Origin of the sequence: Leifsonia sp. 2TAF2, assembly GCF_052115085.1 — a bacterium.
Lineage (GTDB): Bacteria > Actinomycetota > Actinomycetes > Actinomycetales > Microbacteriaceae > Leifsonia.
The window spans coordinates 685310-698530 of the sequence record NZ_JBFRFY010000001.1 but is presented as its reverse complement, the minus strand read 5'-3'; the positions used below and the strand labels follow the sequence as shown (position 1 = coordinate 698530).

Genomic DNA, 13221 nt, shown 5'->3' with positions numbered 1-13221 from the left:
GAGCCCGGATGCCTGAAGGCGACACCGTCTACCAGGCCGCCCGCCGGCTCGACCGCGCACTCGGCGGGAAGGTCCTCACGCAGACCGACTTCCGGGTGCCCGCGTACGCGACGGTCGACCTCTCCGGGCAGCGCATGGACGAGGTGGTCAGCCGCGGCAAGCACCTACTAATGCATGTGGGTGAGCACACCATCCACAGTCACCTCAAGATGGAGGGCAGCTGGGAGGTGTATCCGCCCGAGGGTCGCTGGCGACATCCCGCCTACCAGGCCCGTGCGGTGCTCACGACGGAAGACGTCCAGGCCGTCGGGTTCCAGCTGGGCGTGCTGGAGGTCCTCCCGCGTGACCGCGAAGAAGACGTCGTCGGGCACCTCGGCCCCGACCTGCTCGGTCCCGATTGGGACCGGGAGGAAGCGCTGCGGCGCCTCGCCGCGCATCCCGACGTGCCCGTCGCCGTCGCCCTGCTCGACCAGCGCAACCTGGCAGGGCTCGGAAACGTCTACGCCAACGAACTCTGCTTCCTGCGCGGGATGCTGCCCACACGACCGGTGAGCGAGGCCGACCTGCCTGCGGCCGTCGACCTGGGGCACCGGCTCATCACGGCGAACCGCGACCGCACCGTCCGTGTCACCACCGGCGACACGCACCGGGGACGGAACACCTGGGTCTACGGCAGGCGCGGGCAGCCGTGCCGCCGATGCGGTACGCCGATCCGCAGCGGCTCACTGGGACGGACGGAGCTGGAAGAGCGTGTGACGTACTTCTGCCCGGTCTGCCAGAAATAGCAGACCGGGCAGAGGAGACCCGGCGGAAGCCCGGCGGGTGAGGGCGAGAAGGGCTTAGGCCGCGACCTCGTCCTCGTCCTGCTCGGCACCTGCGCGCACGTTCTCCAGCGCCGCCGACCAGGCCTCGACCTGGTCGAACAGCGGGGTCAGGGCGGCGGTCTGCTGGTCGGTCGGCTTGAGCTGCCAGTTCTCGAAGTCGTGGGCGAGGCTCAGGCCGACATGGGCGCTGACCGTCGCGACCTGCAGCTGCGAGAGCACCAGGCGGAGGTGCTCGACCGCGCGGGCACCACCGAAGACGCCGTAGCTGACGAATCCGGCGGCCTTGTTGTACCACTCGGCGCCGACGTAGTCGATCGCGTTCTTGAGGGCGCCGGAGGTGCTGTGGTTGTACTCGGGGGTGACGAACACGAAGCCGTCGAACTCGGCGATCTTGGCCGCCCAGGCCTTCGTGTGCTCGCCGGCGTACTGCCCCATGGCGGCAGGCATGGCCTCGTCGAGGTGCGGGAGGTCCCAGTCCTTCAGGTCGACCAGCTCGTACTCCACGCCGGAGCGCTGTGCGGCGTTCTCGTAGACCCAGCGGGCGACGGCCTCGCCGTTGCGTCCGGGACGGGTGCTACCGATGATGATGGCGATCTTCGTCATGTCAGCCTTTCCATGTTGATGACGTGTCATCCAACGCGAACCATGTCCTGCTCCGGTTCATTCCCGCTAGGCTCACGGGCATGTCCGACGAGCGCGCGCACCGGAGCGACGACATCCACCTCCCCGCCGACGCCAGCGAGGATGAGCGTCGCCAGGCCGGCGACCGGCTGCGGGAGCGCATCTACGTGACCTTCACCGCTCTCGCGCTGCTGATGGCCATGAACTCGCACGGCGAGGCGCTCGACTCCCCCACGGTGCTCTGGACGCTCGTCATCTCGGTCGTCGGCGTCCTGCTGGCGGGCCTCGCCTCCGACCTCGTGTCACACATGATCGTGCACAACACCCTCCCGTCGGCGGCCGAGTTCCGGCACATGCTCGCGGTGTCCTCGCGCGCCCTCGGCGTGATCGTCGTGCCGCTGATCGCCGTCGGGCTGGCCGTGTTCGACGTCATCCCGGACCGCACCGGGCTCGTCATCGCCATCACCGCGCTGATCATCTCGCTGGCGGTCATCGCGCGGATCGCGGTCGCCCGCACCGGCCTCTCCGGCTGGCGGCAGCTCGCGGTCCTCGGCGCGCTCGTCGCCCTCGGCGTGCTGGTCGTCTTCCTCGAAGCGCTGGTGCACTGAGCGCTTCGCCTCGTGCCTGCCGGGCCGCGCATGTCAGGATGATCTATGGCCACCGCGCGCACCCGTCCCGACCCGCGGAAGCTGACGGACGACGAGCTCGAACTGTTCCATGCCTTCTACCTCATGCGCCGGGGGTTCGACCGGGCGTTGGATGCGCAGCTGCAGCGCGACGACGGCATCTCGATCTCCGAACTGGAGGTGCTCATGGCGCTTGTCCGCTCGCCCGGGAGGCGCCTCCGCATCCGGGATCTCGTGGACTCGACCGGGTGGGAGAAGAGCCGCGTGTCTCATCAGGTGACACGGATGGCCGCGCGCGGTTTCGTCGAGCGCCAGGAGTGCATCGAGGACCGCCGGGCCAGCTGGATCCACCTCACCGGCGAGGGTCGGCACGTGGTGGTTCGGGCGCTGCCGAAGCACTCGGCGACGATCCGGCGCGTCCTGTTCGACGCTCTCTCACCTGACCAGCAGGAGGGACTGCTCGGGATCGCGTACGCCATGAACGCCGCCATCGACAGCGAGGAGCTCGCACCGCCGGAGGAGTCCGACGACTGAGCGTTCTCGCAGGAGTGGCGCCAGCGCATCCGCCTTCCGACTGATCCTGCTGAGAGGCGCGGGCGGAAATGCTGGCGATTCGTCGGGAACACCGCGCGAAACCAGGCTGTTCCAAGGCGGCGCCCCCTAGCGTTTCCGTGTGCGACGCCCGAACTTCCCCGCCTCTGATCCCGGTGCAGGCCGCAGCGACCAGCAGCTGCCCCCCACCGAGGTCTTCGGACGCGCGCCGTCCGCCGACCCGCGACGCCCGGTCCGTGCCACCCGGCCGGCTTCCGGCGTACCGAGCGGTGGTGCGGCGGCGCCCCTCGACCCGTTCGGTCTCGGCGGCGACGCTCCAGGGCTGGGCGGCGGCGGCGCCGGGCGACGTGGCGGCAACGGAAACGGGCGCGGCGGCAACGGAAACGGCGGCGGCGGCACGGGTGACGGCGGCAACGGCGGCGACACCCCCGAGACGCCCGGCACCCCCGGCACCCCCGGCCGTCGAGGCGGCAAGTCCCCGCGCTCGCGTCGCCGCGCCAAACGCATCGTCGGCTGGACCGCTGCCGCCCTCGCGGTGCTGCTCGTGGTCGTCGGCGGGTACGCCGCGTACAGCTACTTCCGTTTCGTCGGCGGGGTGAAGCACGTCGATGTCATCTCGAAGCCCGCGAACGACGTCGACGGACAGGACCAGAACATCCTGCTGGTCGGCGATGACCACCGGCCGGACGGAGCCAGCCAGGCCGAGCTCGACCAGCTGAGCACCACCGACGACGGCGGTGGGACCAACACCGACACGATGATGATCCTGCACCTCCCCGCCAACGGAAAGTCGGCGACGCTCATCTCGCTTCCCCGCGATTCGTGGGTGGATGTGCCGGGTCACGGCATGAACAAGCTCAACGCCGCGTTCTCACTGGGGGGCGGCGGGTCGGATGCGGCGAGCGGCGCCAAGCTGCTCATCCAGACGGTGCAGAACCTGACCGGTCTGAGCATCGACCACTACGTGCGCGTCTCGCTGCTCGGCTTCTACACGATCGCGCAGGCGCTCGGCCCGGTGCAGGTGTGCCTCAACAACGCCGTCGACGACCCGTATTCTGGCGCGAACTTCCCGGCCGGGGTCTCGACGCTCGACGCAAAGCAAGCGCTGTCGTTCGTCCGTCAGCGTCACGGCCTCCCCCGCGGGGACCTCGACCGGGTGGTGCGTCAGCAGTACTTCCTCTCAGTCGAGGCGCACAAGTTCCTCTCCGCCGGGACGCTGCTGAATCCGGCGAAGCTGACGAAGGTTCTGGATGCGGTGAGCGGCTCCCTGGAGACGGACCCCGGCCTCAACTTCCTGCAGCTGGGCGCCCAACTGCAGGGCCTGACGGGGGGCAAGATCCAGTCGGCGACCATCCCGATCTCGGGCACTCCCACGATCGATGTCGACGGGAACGAGATCTCCATCGTCGAGGTGGACACCGCCGCGATGCCCGCGTTCATCCAGGGCCTGATGGGCACGCCGACCGCGTACGAGAACGCGACCGCGGCGAAGCCGGCCGACACGTCGGTCACCGTCCTGAACGGCGGCAGCGCGAATGGCGCGGCCACGACCGCGACCCAGACCCTCGGGGCCGCCGGCTTCAAGACGGGCACCCCCGGCGACGCCGACACCCGCGCGACCACGGTCATCCAGTACCCATCGGGGCAGGAGGCGCAGGCGAAAGCGGTCGCCGCTTTCCTCCCTGGCGCCTCCGTTCAGGAGACGAGCTCGGTCAGCACGGTCACGGTTGTGCTGGGCGACGACGGCATCATGCCCGCAGCGCCAGCCGCCGCCGGGACCGCGCCGAAGCCGAACCCGGCTCCCGCACCGACGCCGAGCGGCCCGGCGACGAACTACAGCGCCACGGTCTGCATCAACTGACGGCAGCCGCGATCAATCGAACAGCCGGCGGAACACGTTGGTGTCGGCAAGGTCGATGAGCTCGTCGCCACGGCCGTTCATGATGGTGCGCAGCGCGTACAGCGTGAACCCGCCGACCTGCTTGGCGGTGATCGCCGGCGGGATGCTCAGCTCCTGACGCGCGGTCACCACATCCACCAGCGCCGGTCCGTCGTGGGCGAAGGCCGTCCGCAGCGCACTCTCCAGCTCATCCGGCTTCTCGACGCGCTGCCCGTGCAGACCTGCGGCCTGCGCGAGCTGCGCGAAGTCGGGGTTCTCGAGCCCCGTGCCGAAGTTGACGAAACCGGCGGCCTTCATCTCCACCTCGACGAAGTTGAGCGACGAGTTGTTGAACACGACGATCTTCACCGGGAGCTTGTTCTGGCGCAGCGTCAGCAGCTCGCCGAGCAGCATGGCGAGGCCGCCGTCACCGGCGAGGGCGACCACCTGACGCTGCGGGAACGCGGTCTGCGCACCGATCGCTTGCGGGAGCGCGTTGGCCATGCTGCCGTGCGTGAACGAGCCGATCAGGCGCCGGCGGCCGTTCATGCGCAGGTAGCGGGCGGCCCACACGACCGGCGATCCGACATCCGGGATGAACACGGCGTCGTCGGACGCCAGCTCGCTGATCAGCCGGGCGACGTACTGCGGGTGGATGGGTGTGCGGTTCCGGTCGTTCACCGCCAGGTCGTCGAGGCTCTTGCGCGCCTTCGAGTAGTGCGACAGCGACGATTCGAGGTGCTTCCGGTCCTTGCGCTCGTTCAGGAGGGGCAGTAGGGCTTCGACGGTGTCCTTCACGCTGCCCACGAGCCCGAGGTCGAGCGGAACGCGGCGCCCCAGGTTCTCACCGCGGAGGTCGACCTGGATGATCTTCGCCTTGGACGGATAGAACTGCTGGTACGGGAAGTCGGTGCCCAGCATCAGCAGCGCGTCGCACGACTCCATCGCGCGATACCCGGACGAGAAGCCGAGCAGGCCGGTCATCCCGACGTCGTAGGGGTTGTCGTACTCGATGAACTCCTTGCCGCGCATCGCGTGGACGATCGGCGCCTGCAGCGCAGCCGCGATCGAGACCAGCTGCGGGTGCGCGCCCTCGGCTCCGGCGCCGGACAGGATGGTGACCCGCTTCGCACCGTTGAGGATGTCGGCGGCCGCCTGAAGTTCGGGATCGGTGGGGCGCGTCACGCGCGGAGAGAAGGCGATCGGCGCGGACTTCCGTCGGCCGGCGCTGTCGGCGAGGAATATCTCGCCGGGCACGACGACCACCGCGACGCCTCGGCGCTCGACCGCAGTGCGCATCGCGATCTCGAGGATGCGCGGCATTTGGTCGGCCTGGCTGACCAGCTCCGTGTAGACGCTGGCCTCGCGGAAGAGCTCCTGCGGGTGCGTCTCCTGGAAGTATCCGCTGCCGATCTCGGCGCCCGGGATCTGGGCCGCGATGGCGAGAACGGGCACGCGACTGCGGTTCGCGTCGTACAGGCCGTTGATGAGGTGGGTGTTGCCCGGGCCGCAGCTTCCGGCGCACACCGCCAGCTGACCCGTGAGGGCCGCCTCCGCCGACGCCGCGAACGCGGCCGCCTCCTCGTGCCGCACGTGCTCCCAGGTGACGCCGTCGTTGCGCCGGATGGCGTCGGTGAAGCCGTTCAGCGAGTCCCCGGGGATGCCGTAGACGCGGGTGACCCCCGCATCCCGCAGGATCTCGACGGTGGTGTCGGCGACAGTGGGCATGGGCGTCTCCCCTCGGCACGGCGGTTCGTTCTGGGCCAACGCTACGCCCGCCACGTGAACTGTTCAGCCACCGCATGGCAAGTGTGCGTTAACGTGAGCGCATCATGGTCAAGCAGGAGAGAGCGCAGGTGACGCGGGAGTCGATCGTGGCCGGCGCGGCCGCGGTCTTCGGCCGCCGCGGGTACGGCCTCGCCTCCATCGCCGACATCGCCACCGAGTCCGGAATGACGAAGGGCGCACTGTACTTCCACTTCCCGTCGAAGGATGAACTCGCCCGCGCGGTGATCGCCGAGCAGCATCGCCGGACGATGGCCGCCGCGGCCGAGGCGATCGAGGAGGGACGCCCGGGCTTGGAGACCATGGTCCTGCTGAGCGCCGTTCTCGCGCGCCAGCTGCTGACCGATCCGGTGGTGCAGGCGGGCATCCGGCTGACGACGGACGTCTCGCTCTTCGACCCGCCGGTCACCGAGCCGTATCAGGACTGGCTCAGTACATCCGAAGCGCTGTTCCGCCAGGCGGTGGTCGAAGGCGACCTGCGCGCGGACCTCGACCCAGGGATGCTCGCGAGCGTCGTCGTGCCCGCCTACACCGGCGTGCAACTCCTCTCGGAGACGATGACGAACCGCGCGGACCTGCTGGATCGCGTGCGTGACCTGTGGACGGTGCTGCTGCCGGGGATCGTACCGCCGTCCGAGTGGGAGCGGCTGCGGGACCTGCCTGAGCTGATCCGCTGAGCGGCGGATCCGCTACTCCGCTGATCCCTGCGCGACCCGATCGCACCCGAACCGACCCGGCCGCAGCGCCCCCAATCCGCTACGGCCGCGCCGGGGGTATGCACGCATTCTACGCTAGAACCGGACGATCGGTATGGACTCTCGGCGGACGTCCAGCGCGACCGGCGAGGGCGGCGCGATCCCGTCCCGTAGACTTGGCCCCCGGGGAGCGCCGGCGACGGCGGAAGCAACATGGGGAGGGGCCGCATGCCGTCTCGGGGCAGCAAGCAGAAGAAGAAGCGCGCGACGATGCGGCTGGTCTACGTCGACTTCTGGTCCGCTCTCAAGATGTCGTTCCTGGTGAGCATCATCGTTGCCGCCATCACCGTCGTGATCGGCCTGGCGCTCTGGGCCGCGCTCGAGCGTTTCGGAGTGGTCGCCACGGCCAGTAGCTTCCTCGAAGACATCGCCGGTGCGCAGGGCGCCGACCTCGTGTCCGGACTCACCTTCCCGAACGTCATGACGTTCACCCTGGTCGTCGCGCTGCTCGAAGTGATCGTGGTGTCGGCACTTGGAGCGATCTTCGCCGCGCTGTTCAACCTGGCCGTGCACGTCGTCGGCGGCTGGAAGGTCACCTTCGGGAGCGACTGAGTTCCAGTCCGCCGACCAGCAGGTCGACGCCGAAGGCGAACGCCGCAGCAGGGTCGTCCTCGTCCAAGGGCGAGCTCTCCCCGCCGGCGAGCACCCCGAGCGAGTCGTACTGCAGCCGCTGCTGCTCGTGCGAGACGTGACCCAGCACGAAATGGAGCAGCGCCGTCGCGGAGCGCCGCGAGGTCTCGGCGTCGAATCCGCCGCGAGCGACGGCGCGGGCGAGCCGGTCGACGGTCTCCGGCGACCCGAGTCCGAGCGCGAGCGTGCTGGAGACCACCTCGGCGCCGTCGCGGTAGGCGAGGAGCGCATCCCGCAACGCTGCCGCCTCGGCGCGCACCGCATCCCGCCAGTCGTCGAGACCGTCCGTACCCGCCCAGCCCGCCGGGCGCGCCGCGACGATGCGGTCGGCCAGCTCGGCGAGGAGGGTCTGCTTGTTCGGGAAGTGCCAGTAGAGGGCGCTCGGCTGCACGTCGAGCGCCGCGGCCAGGCGCCGCATGGTCAGATCCGGCAGCCCGAGGTCGTCCAGGATGCGGAGTGCTGCCTCCGCCACGTCGTCTCGCGAATGCCGTCGACCGTTTTCGTTCCCTGCCACCTTCTCACTATAGTGAACACCGTTCAGGTGAACAGTGTTCAGGTAAAGGATGCGCTCATGACCCACCCCGCCCCCACGACCCCCCGCCGTCGGCTCGACGCGACCGACCTCGCCCGGGTCGCCGTCTTTGCGGCCCTGGTCGCCGTGCTCGGCCTCCCCGGCGGTCTCTCGGTCTTCGGATCGGTGCCGATCACCGCACAGACCCTCGGGGTGATGCTCGCCGGCGCCATCCTCGGACCCTGGCTCGGCGCACTCTCGATGGCCGTGCTCCTCGCCCTCGTCGCGGTCGGGCTCCCCCTGCTGTACGGCGGCTCCGGCGGCATCGGCGTCTTCTTCGGGCCGTCCGCCGGCTACCTGTTCGGCTGGGTCGCCGGAGCCTTCGTCATCGGCCTCATCGTGCACGCGGCGGGTCGCAAGCCGGTGTGGTGGCGCACCTTCCTCGGGATGATCGTCGGCGGGATCCTCGTCGTCTACGCCTTCGGTGTGCCCGTCCAGAGCCTGGTCACCCGGCTGCCGCTCGACGCGACGGCGGCCATGAGCCTGGTCTTCATCCCGGGCGACCTCGTCAAGGCCGTCATCGCGACCGCCATCGTGATGACGCTGGTGCGGGCGTACCCTCGGGCGTTCCGGCGCACCTGGACGACCGGTGCTGCGGATGCGTCGGCCGACACGGTAACGCCCACGCCGGTCGAGCCCCGGGTGCCGTGACCCCCGCGCTCCAGCTGGATGCGGTGGGCGTCCGCCTCGGCGAGGTGGACGCGCTTCGCGACGTCAGCCTCGCGCTGGACGCCCGTACCGTGGCCGTCATCGGCGAGAACGGCTCGGGCAAGTCGACCTTCGCCCGCCTGGTCGCGGGGCTTCTGCCTCCGACGGCCGGCTCGGCACGGGTGCTCGGGCTCGACCCGGTGCGGGATGCCGCAACGCTGCGGCGCAAGGTCGCCGTGGTGTTCAGCAACCCGGACGCGCAGGTCGTCATGCCGACCGTCGCCGAGGATGTCGCCTTCTCCCTGCGGCCGGACCGTCTGGGACGCGACGAGCAGCGACGCCGCGTCGACGAGACGCTGGAGCGGTTCGGCCTGGAGTCGCTGCGCGACCGGCCCTCGTACGACCTGTCGGGTGGTCAGAAGCAGCTGCTCGCTCTCGCGGGCGCCTTCGTGCGCCGCCCCGAGCTGGTGGTCGCGGACGAGCCGACCACGTACCTCGACGCCCGCAACGCGCGACGCGTCGCGGAGTACCTGCTGGAGGACGCCGGCCACCGCCTCGTCCTGGTCACCCACGACCTCGCACTGGTCGAGCGGTGCGAGACCGCGGTGCTGTTCGCGGGCGGCCGGGTCGAGGCGGTCGGGCGCCCCGCCGAGGTGATCGCCGAGTACGAGGCGGCTCTCGCATGCTGAGCCTGTATCGGCCGGGCGACGGCATCCTGCACCGCATGCCTGCTGGCCCGAAGCTGCTCCTGGTGCTCGTCGCAGTGCTCGCCGTGTCGCTGCTGCCCTCGCAGTGGTGGGCCGCGGTCGTCGCAGCCGCGGCCGCCGTCGTCGCCTACGCCGTCGCAGGACTTCGGGACGGGATGCTCGGGATGCGCGAGCTCGCCCGCGCGACGGTCGCCCTGCGCTGGCTCATCGTGGTGACCCTCGCAGCGCAGCTGATCTTCCTCGGGCCCGAGGCAGCCGTCTCCAACACCGCCCGGGTGACCGCCGCGGTGCTGCTGGCGGGCTTGCTCGTGCTCACGACCCGCGTCACCGCGCTGCTGGATGCAGTCGAGCGCGGACTGCGTCCGCTCGGTCGCCTCGGATTCGACTCGGAGCGCGCCGCCGTTCTGCTGACCGTCACGTTCACCACCATCCCGGTGCTCGCCCGACTGGCCAGTGAGGTGCGCGAAGCGCAGCGGGCTCGCGGAGGGCGGCCCGGGCTGCGGTTCTTCGCCGTGCCGTTCCTCATCCTGTCGCTGAAGCACGCCGACCAGCTCGGCGAAGCGCTGGCCGCGCGGGGTGTGCGATGAGCGCGCGACCCCGCGTTCTCGGGGCCGTCGTCGACGACGAGACCCGCTGCATCCACTACCGGTCGCCGCTGGATGTCATCGCGATCCGCTTCGCGTGCTGCGGCGAGTACTACCCGTGCCACCTCTGCCACGCCGAGTCCGCCGGGCACACGGCGAAGCAATGGCCGCTGGATGCGCGTGCGGAGCGGGCGGTGCTCTGCGGCGTCTGCGGCCACGAGCTGACGATCGCCGAGTACGTGGTGACCGACGGTTGCCCGGAGTGTGGCGCTGCGTTCAATCCGGGCTGCCGCCTGCACACGGACCTGTACTTCGAGGTGTGAAGCGGCTACGTCGCGCGTTCGAGCTGCTGCACGTCCCAGTAGACGCACTCGACGAGCGAGTGCGCGGGGCACGCCCGAGCGCCGGAGCCGTCGGGGACGGCGATACGGTCGAACTCGCCGCGAGCCTTGTCGAGCAGGATGGCGAACTCGGCCTCGCTCACGACGCACTGATCAGTGGTCAGCCATTCGCGCAACAGGACTTCCACGTCCTGGTGGTAGACGCGGGAGTCAGCCCAGACGCGTTGCACGATTCCCGCTATCTGATCCTCGCGCGGCGCCGGCTGTGCGCCATCCATCACCGGGAAGTGCGGCGGATCCCTGCGCTTCTTGTCATTCATGATTACCTCCTGTCGGACTTCCGCAGCCCAGGGAGTCCGGGGTCGACCAGGTCGGCGTACCCGGGGTTGCGGTCGATGAAGGCCCAGACGATCGGGCACAGGATCGTGACGGTCTTGCCGCGCGTGCGCACGTCTTCGAGGACGCGCCGGATCAGTTCCGTGGCGACGCCCTGCCCGCGGTACTCGGGGAACACGGCGGCTGCGACCAGCACGAGCCGGGAGTCGGTGGCGACGTTGTAGGTCAGGCCGCCGATCACCGTGTCACCGGAAATCGCCTCGTAGGTGGAGATTGACTCGTTGTCGTTGACGAAGAAGGTGACCCCGGGCGAGTGGTCGTCTCTCACCTCGTCGATGAGGACGACCTGGTCCTGGGTGAGGGTGCCGACTCCATCGGGGTATCCGGCCTCGTCGGGGTACTCGAATTCGGTGCTGGCCATGGTTGATTCCTTCGGGGTTCGAGCGGGGTCTTCAGGAGCGGATGCTGATGACGGTCTTGCCCTTGCGGCGTCGCGTCGGGTTGAGCGCGGCGACGGCATCGGCGAGCGGGGCGACCTCGTCGATGTTCGTGCGGAGCCGCCCATCGCGGACGCGCTGGACGATCTCCGCGAGCTGCGACGGCACGGACTCGACGACGAAGTCGACGGAGAGGCCATCCGGTCGCACGTCGCCCAGTCCGGTGACAGTCACGAGCGTGCCGCCCGGGCGGATCAGGAGCGCGGATTTCTCCTGGATGGCGCCGCCGATGACGTCGAACACCAGGTCGACTCCGCCGACGTCATCGAGGTCGTCGTTCTCGAGGTCGACGAACTCGTGCACGCCGTAGTCGAGTGCCTTCTCCCGGTCGGTGGCGCGTCCGGTGCCGATGACGTACGCGCCGGCTTCACGCGCGAGCTGGGTCACCATCGTGCCGACGGCGCCGGCCGCACCGTGCGCGAGGACCGTCTGCCCGGACCGCAGACGGCCGTGCTGGAACAGGCCCTGCCACGCGGTGAGGCCGGAGATCGGAAGGCTCGCGCCGACGGTGAAGTCGACATCGCCCGGAAGCGGCGCGAGGTTGCGGGACTCGACCGCCACGTACTCGGCGAGCGTCCCGTCGCGGTGCCAGTCCGAGATGCCGAACACCCGCTGTCCGACCGTCAGGCCGGTGGTGCCGTAGCCCAGCGCGCTGACGACCCCGGCAACATCGTGGCCGAGGATCGAGGGGGCGCGGTCCTTGCCCGCGCGGTCGGCCCAGGTGGACGGCCAGTCGACCTCGGTCGGAACGTAGGCCGCGGCGTGCACCTCGACGATGACGTCGTTGATGGCCGGCGTGGGTTCGGGACGGTCCACCAGCTGCATCCCGGCCGTCCCCTGTGCCTGATCGGTCACGACTATCGCCTTCATGAGGGCCTCCTCCATCCAGGGTCGACCTAGTGGTCGTCCTTGGGAACATCCTAATTCGAAACAGGACTATTTAGTCCAGTTTAGGCTGGTCGCAGGCTCTCGATGTGCGTGAGGGCCATGTCGATCGAGCTGGCCATGGGGGTAACATCGTGCGCCGTCTGCGCCAGCAGATACCCGCCCTGCACCGCGGCGAGGAGCCCGACGGCGAGTTCGTCGACCGGCGCATCCGCGGAAAGCGCGCCGTTCTCCTGGAGCCGACGAATCGCCCCCGCCAGGAGGTCCTTCCACTCGGCGAAGAGTGCCAGGAGTGCCCGGCGGGCGACGTCATCGTGGTCTGCGACCTCGGAGGCGAACGAGCCGAGCGCACAGCCGTAGGCGCCGTGGCGCAGCGCGTTGTTCTGCACCAGCGCATCCCGCCAGCGCCGTAGCCCGGCCATGGTCGAAACTCGGCCGAGAGCGTTCTGCTCGCGCAAGATCACGCGCTCGCCCATGAGCTCGATGACAGCGCGAACGATTTCGTCCTTGTTCGCGAAGTGGCGGTACAGCTGCGACTTGCTGACCGCGCTGGCTGCGAGCACATCGTCGAGCGTGGTCGCTGCGACGCCGCGGACGTACATCAGGTCCGCTGCCGCCGTGACGATCCGCTCACGAGTCTTCGCGCCACGCGCGGTCAGGCGCGTGGCGCTCGTTTCGGCGGTCACGGACACCCCCTCATGGTACGTCGGCGACCGGGCGGCCGACGCTTGTCCGCGCGGCGCCGCGGCGTATGGTTCGGGATGCCGTGCCCACGGAGCTGTACCTCCAGGTGCGAGGCGGTTCCGGGGCGGTGTGCGGTCCTGTTTTCAGGAGAATCGGCCATCCACGTGCACCTATGCCCTTTATTCAGGACCCTCAGCGCCTCGGGAGCCCGAATCTCCTGAAAACAGGACCCGCGGCGGCCGCGAAGTCCTGAAAACAGGACCCGCGGCGGCCGCGAAGTCCTGAAAACAGGAGCG

Annotated in this window: 17 protein-coding genes; 10 read left to right on the top strand and 7 right to left on the bottom strand. The window is 69.8% G+C overall.

What is annotated here, in order from left to right; translation table 11 throughout:
• The first annotated feature begins 8 nt into the window (after positions 1-8).
• Positions 9-785, top strand: coding sequence for a DNA-formamidopyrimidine glycosylase family protein (locus AB4Z18_RS03360; protein WP_441781289.1), 777 nt, complete (start codon positions 9-11; stop codon positions 783-785).
• A gap of 54 nt (positions 786-839) precedes the next feature.
• Here AB4Z18_RS03360 and AB4Z18_RS03355 read toward each other — a convergent pair whose 3' ends face one another.
• Positions 840-1427: an NADPH-dependent FMN reductase gene (locus AB4Z18_RS03355; RefSeq protein ID WP_441781288.1), complete on the bottom strand. Its 588-nt coding sequence runs from the start codon at positions 1425-1427 to the stop codon at positions 840-842.
• An 80-nt stretch (positions 1428-1507) separates the two neighbouring features.
• Here AB4Z18_RS03355 and AB4Z18_RS03350 point away from each other — a divergent pair, with 80 nt between their 5' ends.
• From AB4Z18_RS03350 to AB4Z18_RS03340, 3 genes are all read left to right on the top strand, one after another.
• Positions 1508-2053 carry a hypothetical protein gene (locus AB4Z18_RS03350; RefSeq protein ID WP_441781287.1) on the top strand — a complete coding sequence of 182 codons (546 nt, stop codon included), beginning with the start codon at positions 1508-1510 and terminating at the stop codon, positions 2051-2053.
• Between the two features lie 45 nt (positions 2054-2098).
• Entirely contained in the window at positions 2099-2605 is a 507-nt protein-coding gene (locus tag AB4Z18_RS03345) for a MarR family winged helix-turn-helix transcriptional regulator (RefSeq protein WP_441781286.1), read from the top strand.
• A gap of 139 nt (positions 2606-2744) precedes the next feature.
• Positions 2745-4484, top strand: coding sequence for an LCP family protein (locus AB4Z18_RS03340; protein ID WP_441781285.1), 1740 nt, complete (start codon positions 2745-2747; stop codon positions 4482-4484).
• A 12-nt stretch (positions 4485-4496) separates the two neighbouring features.
• On the opposite strand, the gene poxB is transcribed toward AB4Z18_RS03340, so the two are convergent.
• Positions 4497-6230: a ubiquinone-dependent pyruvate dehydrogenase gene (gene poxB / locus AB4Z18_RS03335; protein WP_441781284.1), complete on the bottom strand. Its 1734-nt coding sequence runs from the start codon at positions 6228-6230 to the stop codon at positions 4497-4499.
• Positions 6231-6334: 104 nt separating this feature from the next.
• On the opposite strand from poxB, the gene AB4Z18_RS03330 reads away from it, so the two are divergent.
• Positions 6335-6964 (top strand): ScbR family autoregulator-binding transcription factor, encoded by a 630-nt coding sequence (locus AB4Z18_RS03330; RefSeq protein ID WP_441781283.1) that lies wholly within the window; start codon positions 6335-6337, stop codon positions 6962-6964.
• 246 nt (positions 6965-7210) lie between these two features.
• A complete protein-coding gene (locus tag AB4Z18_RS03325) occupies positions 7211-7594 on the top strand; it encodes a DUF3566 domain-containing protein (RefSeq protein WP_441781282.1) in 384 nt (127 codons plus the stop codon).
• On the opposite strand, the gene AB4Z18_RS03320 is transcribed toward AB4Z18_RS03325, so the two are convergent.
• A complete protein-coding gene (locus AB4Z18_RS03320; protein ID WP_441782966.1) occupies positions 7575-8090 on the bottom strand; it encodes a TetR/AcrR family transcriptional regulator C-terminal domain-containing protein in 516 nt (171 codons plus the stop codon). The genes AB4Z18_RS03325 and AB4Z18_RS03320 overlap by 20 nt on opposite strands.
• Before the next feature lie 153 nt (positions 8091-8243).
• Between AB4Z18_RS03320 and AB4Z18_RS03315 the strand changes: the two genes are divergently transcribed.
• The 4 genes from AB4Z18_RS03315 to AB4Z18_RS03300 are packed head-to-tail and all read left to right on the top strand — an operon-like array spanning position 8244 to position 10505.
• Entirely contained in the window at positions 8244-8894 is a 651-nt protein-coding gene (locus AB4Z18_RS03315) for a biotin transporter BioY (protein WP_441781281.1), read from the top strand.
• A complete protein-coding gene (locus AB4Z18_RS03310; RefSeq protein WP_441781280.1) occupies positions 8891-9580 on the top strand; it encodes an energy-coupling factor ABC transporter ATP-binding protein in 690 nt (229 codons plus the stop codon). The genes AB4Z18_RS03315 and AB4Z18_RS03310 overlap by 4 nt, the downstream gene beginning before the upstream one ends.
• Positions 9574-10185 (top strand): energy-coupling factor transporter transmembrane component T, encoded by a 612-nt coding sequence (locus tag AB4Z18_RS03305; RefSeq protein WP_441781279.1) that lies wholly within the window; start codon positions 9574-9576, stop codon positions 10183-10185. Before AB4Z18_RS03310 ends, AB4Z18_RS03305 begins: the two co-directional genes overlap by 7 nt.
• Positions 10182-10505: a CHY zinc finger protein gene (locus tag AB4Z18_RS03300; protein ID WP_441781278.1), complete on the top strand. Its 324-nt coding sequence runs from the start codon at positions 10182-10184 to the stop codon at positions 10503-10505. Before AB4Z18_RS03305 ends, AB4Z18_RS03300 begins: the two co-directional genes overlap by 4 nt.
• A 5-nt stretch (positions 10506-10510) precedes the next feature.
• Here AB4Z18_RS03300 and AB4Z18_RS03295 read toward each other — a convergent pair whose 3' ends face one another.
• The 4 genes from AB4Z18_RS03295 to AB4Z18_RS03280 form a co-directional block, all read right to left on the bottom strand.
• Positions 10511-10843: a hypothetical protein gene (locus tag AB4Z18_RS03295; protein WP_441781277.1), complete on the bottom strand. Its 333-nt coding sequence runs from the start codon at positions 10841-10843 to the stop codon at positions 10511-10513.
• A gap of 2 nt (positions 10844-10845) precedes the next feature.
• Positions 10846-11280 carry a GNAT family N-acetyltransferase gene (locus tag AB4Z18_RS03290; protein ID WP_441781276.1) on the bottom strand — a complete coding sequence of 145 codons (435 nt, stop codon included), beginning with the start codon at positions 11278-11280 and terminating at the stop codon, positions 10846-10848.
• Between the two features lie 31 nt (positions 11281-11311).
• Entirely contained in the window at positions 11312-12211 is a 900-nt protein-coding gene (locus AB4Z18_RS03285; protein ID WP_441781275.1) for an NADP-dependent oxidoreductase, read from the bottom strand.
• Positions 12212-12306: 95 nt separating this feature from the next.
• Positions 12307-12927, bottom strand: a complete 621-nt coding sequence (locus AB4Z18_RS03280) for a TetR/AcrR family transcriptional regulator (protein WP_441781274.1) — start codon at positions 12925-12927, stop codon at positions 12307-12309.
• Between the last annotated feature and the right edge of the window lie 294 nt (positions 12928-13221).

Excerpts from the sequence above, each read along its gene's own strand:
- AB4Z18_RS03360 (WP_441781289.1), top strand. The coding sequence starts at position 9 with ATGCCTGAAGGCGACACCGTCTACCAGGCCGCCCGCCGGCTCGACCGC.
- AB4Z18_RS03355 (WP_441781288.1), bottom strand. The coding sequence starts at position 1,427 with ATGACGAAGATCGCCATCATCATCGGTAGCACCCGTCCCGGACGCAAC.
- AB4Z18_RS03350 (WP_441781287.1), top strand. The coding sequence starts at position 1,508 with ATGTCCGACGAGCGCGCGCACCGGAGCGACGACATCCACCTCCCCGCC.
- AB4Z18_RS03345 (WP_441781286.1), top strand. The coding sequence starts at position 2,099 with ATGGCCACCGCGCGCACCCGTCCCGACCCGCGGAAGCTGACGGACGAC.
- poxB (WP_441781284.1), bottom strand. The coding sequence starts at position 6,230 with ATGCCCACTGTCGCCGACACCACCGTCGAGATCCTGCGGGATGCGGGG.
- AB4Z18_RS03330 (WP_441781283.1), top strand. The coding sequence starts at position 6,335 with ATGGTCAAGCAGGAGAGAGCGCAGGTGACGCGGGAGTCGATCGTGGCC.
- AB4Z18_RS03325 (WP_441781282.1), top strand. The coding sequence starts at position 7,211 with ATGCCGTCTCGGGGCAGCAAGCAGAAGAAGAAGCGCGCGACGATGCGG.
- AB4Z18_RS03320 (WP_441782966.1), bottom strand. The coding sequence starts at position 8,090 with ATGCGGCGCCTGGCCGCGGCGCTCGACGTGCAGCCGAGCGCCCTCTAC.
- AB4Z18_RS03315 (WP_441781281.1), top strand. The coding sequence starts at position 8,244 with ATGACCCACCCCGCCCCCACGACCCCCCGCCGTCGGCTCGACGCGACC.
- AB4Z18_RS03305 (WP_441781279.1), top strand. The coding sequence starts at position 9,574 with ATGCTGAGCCTGTATCGGCCGGGCGACGGCATCCTGCACCGCATGCCT.
- AB4Z18_RS03300 (WP_441781278.1), top strand. The coding sequence starts at position 10,182 with ATGAGCGCGCGACCCCGCGTTCTCGGGGCCGTCGTCGACGACGAGACC.
- AB4Z18_RS03295 (WP_441781277.1), bottom strand. The coding sequence starts at position 10,843 with ATGAATGACAAGAAGCGCAGGGATCCGCCGCACTTCCCGGTGATGGAT.
- AB4Z18_RS03290 (WP_441781276.1), bottom strand. The coding sequence starts at position 11,280 with ATGGCCAGCACCGAATTCGAGTACCCCGACGAGGCCGGATACCCCGAT.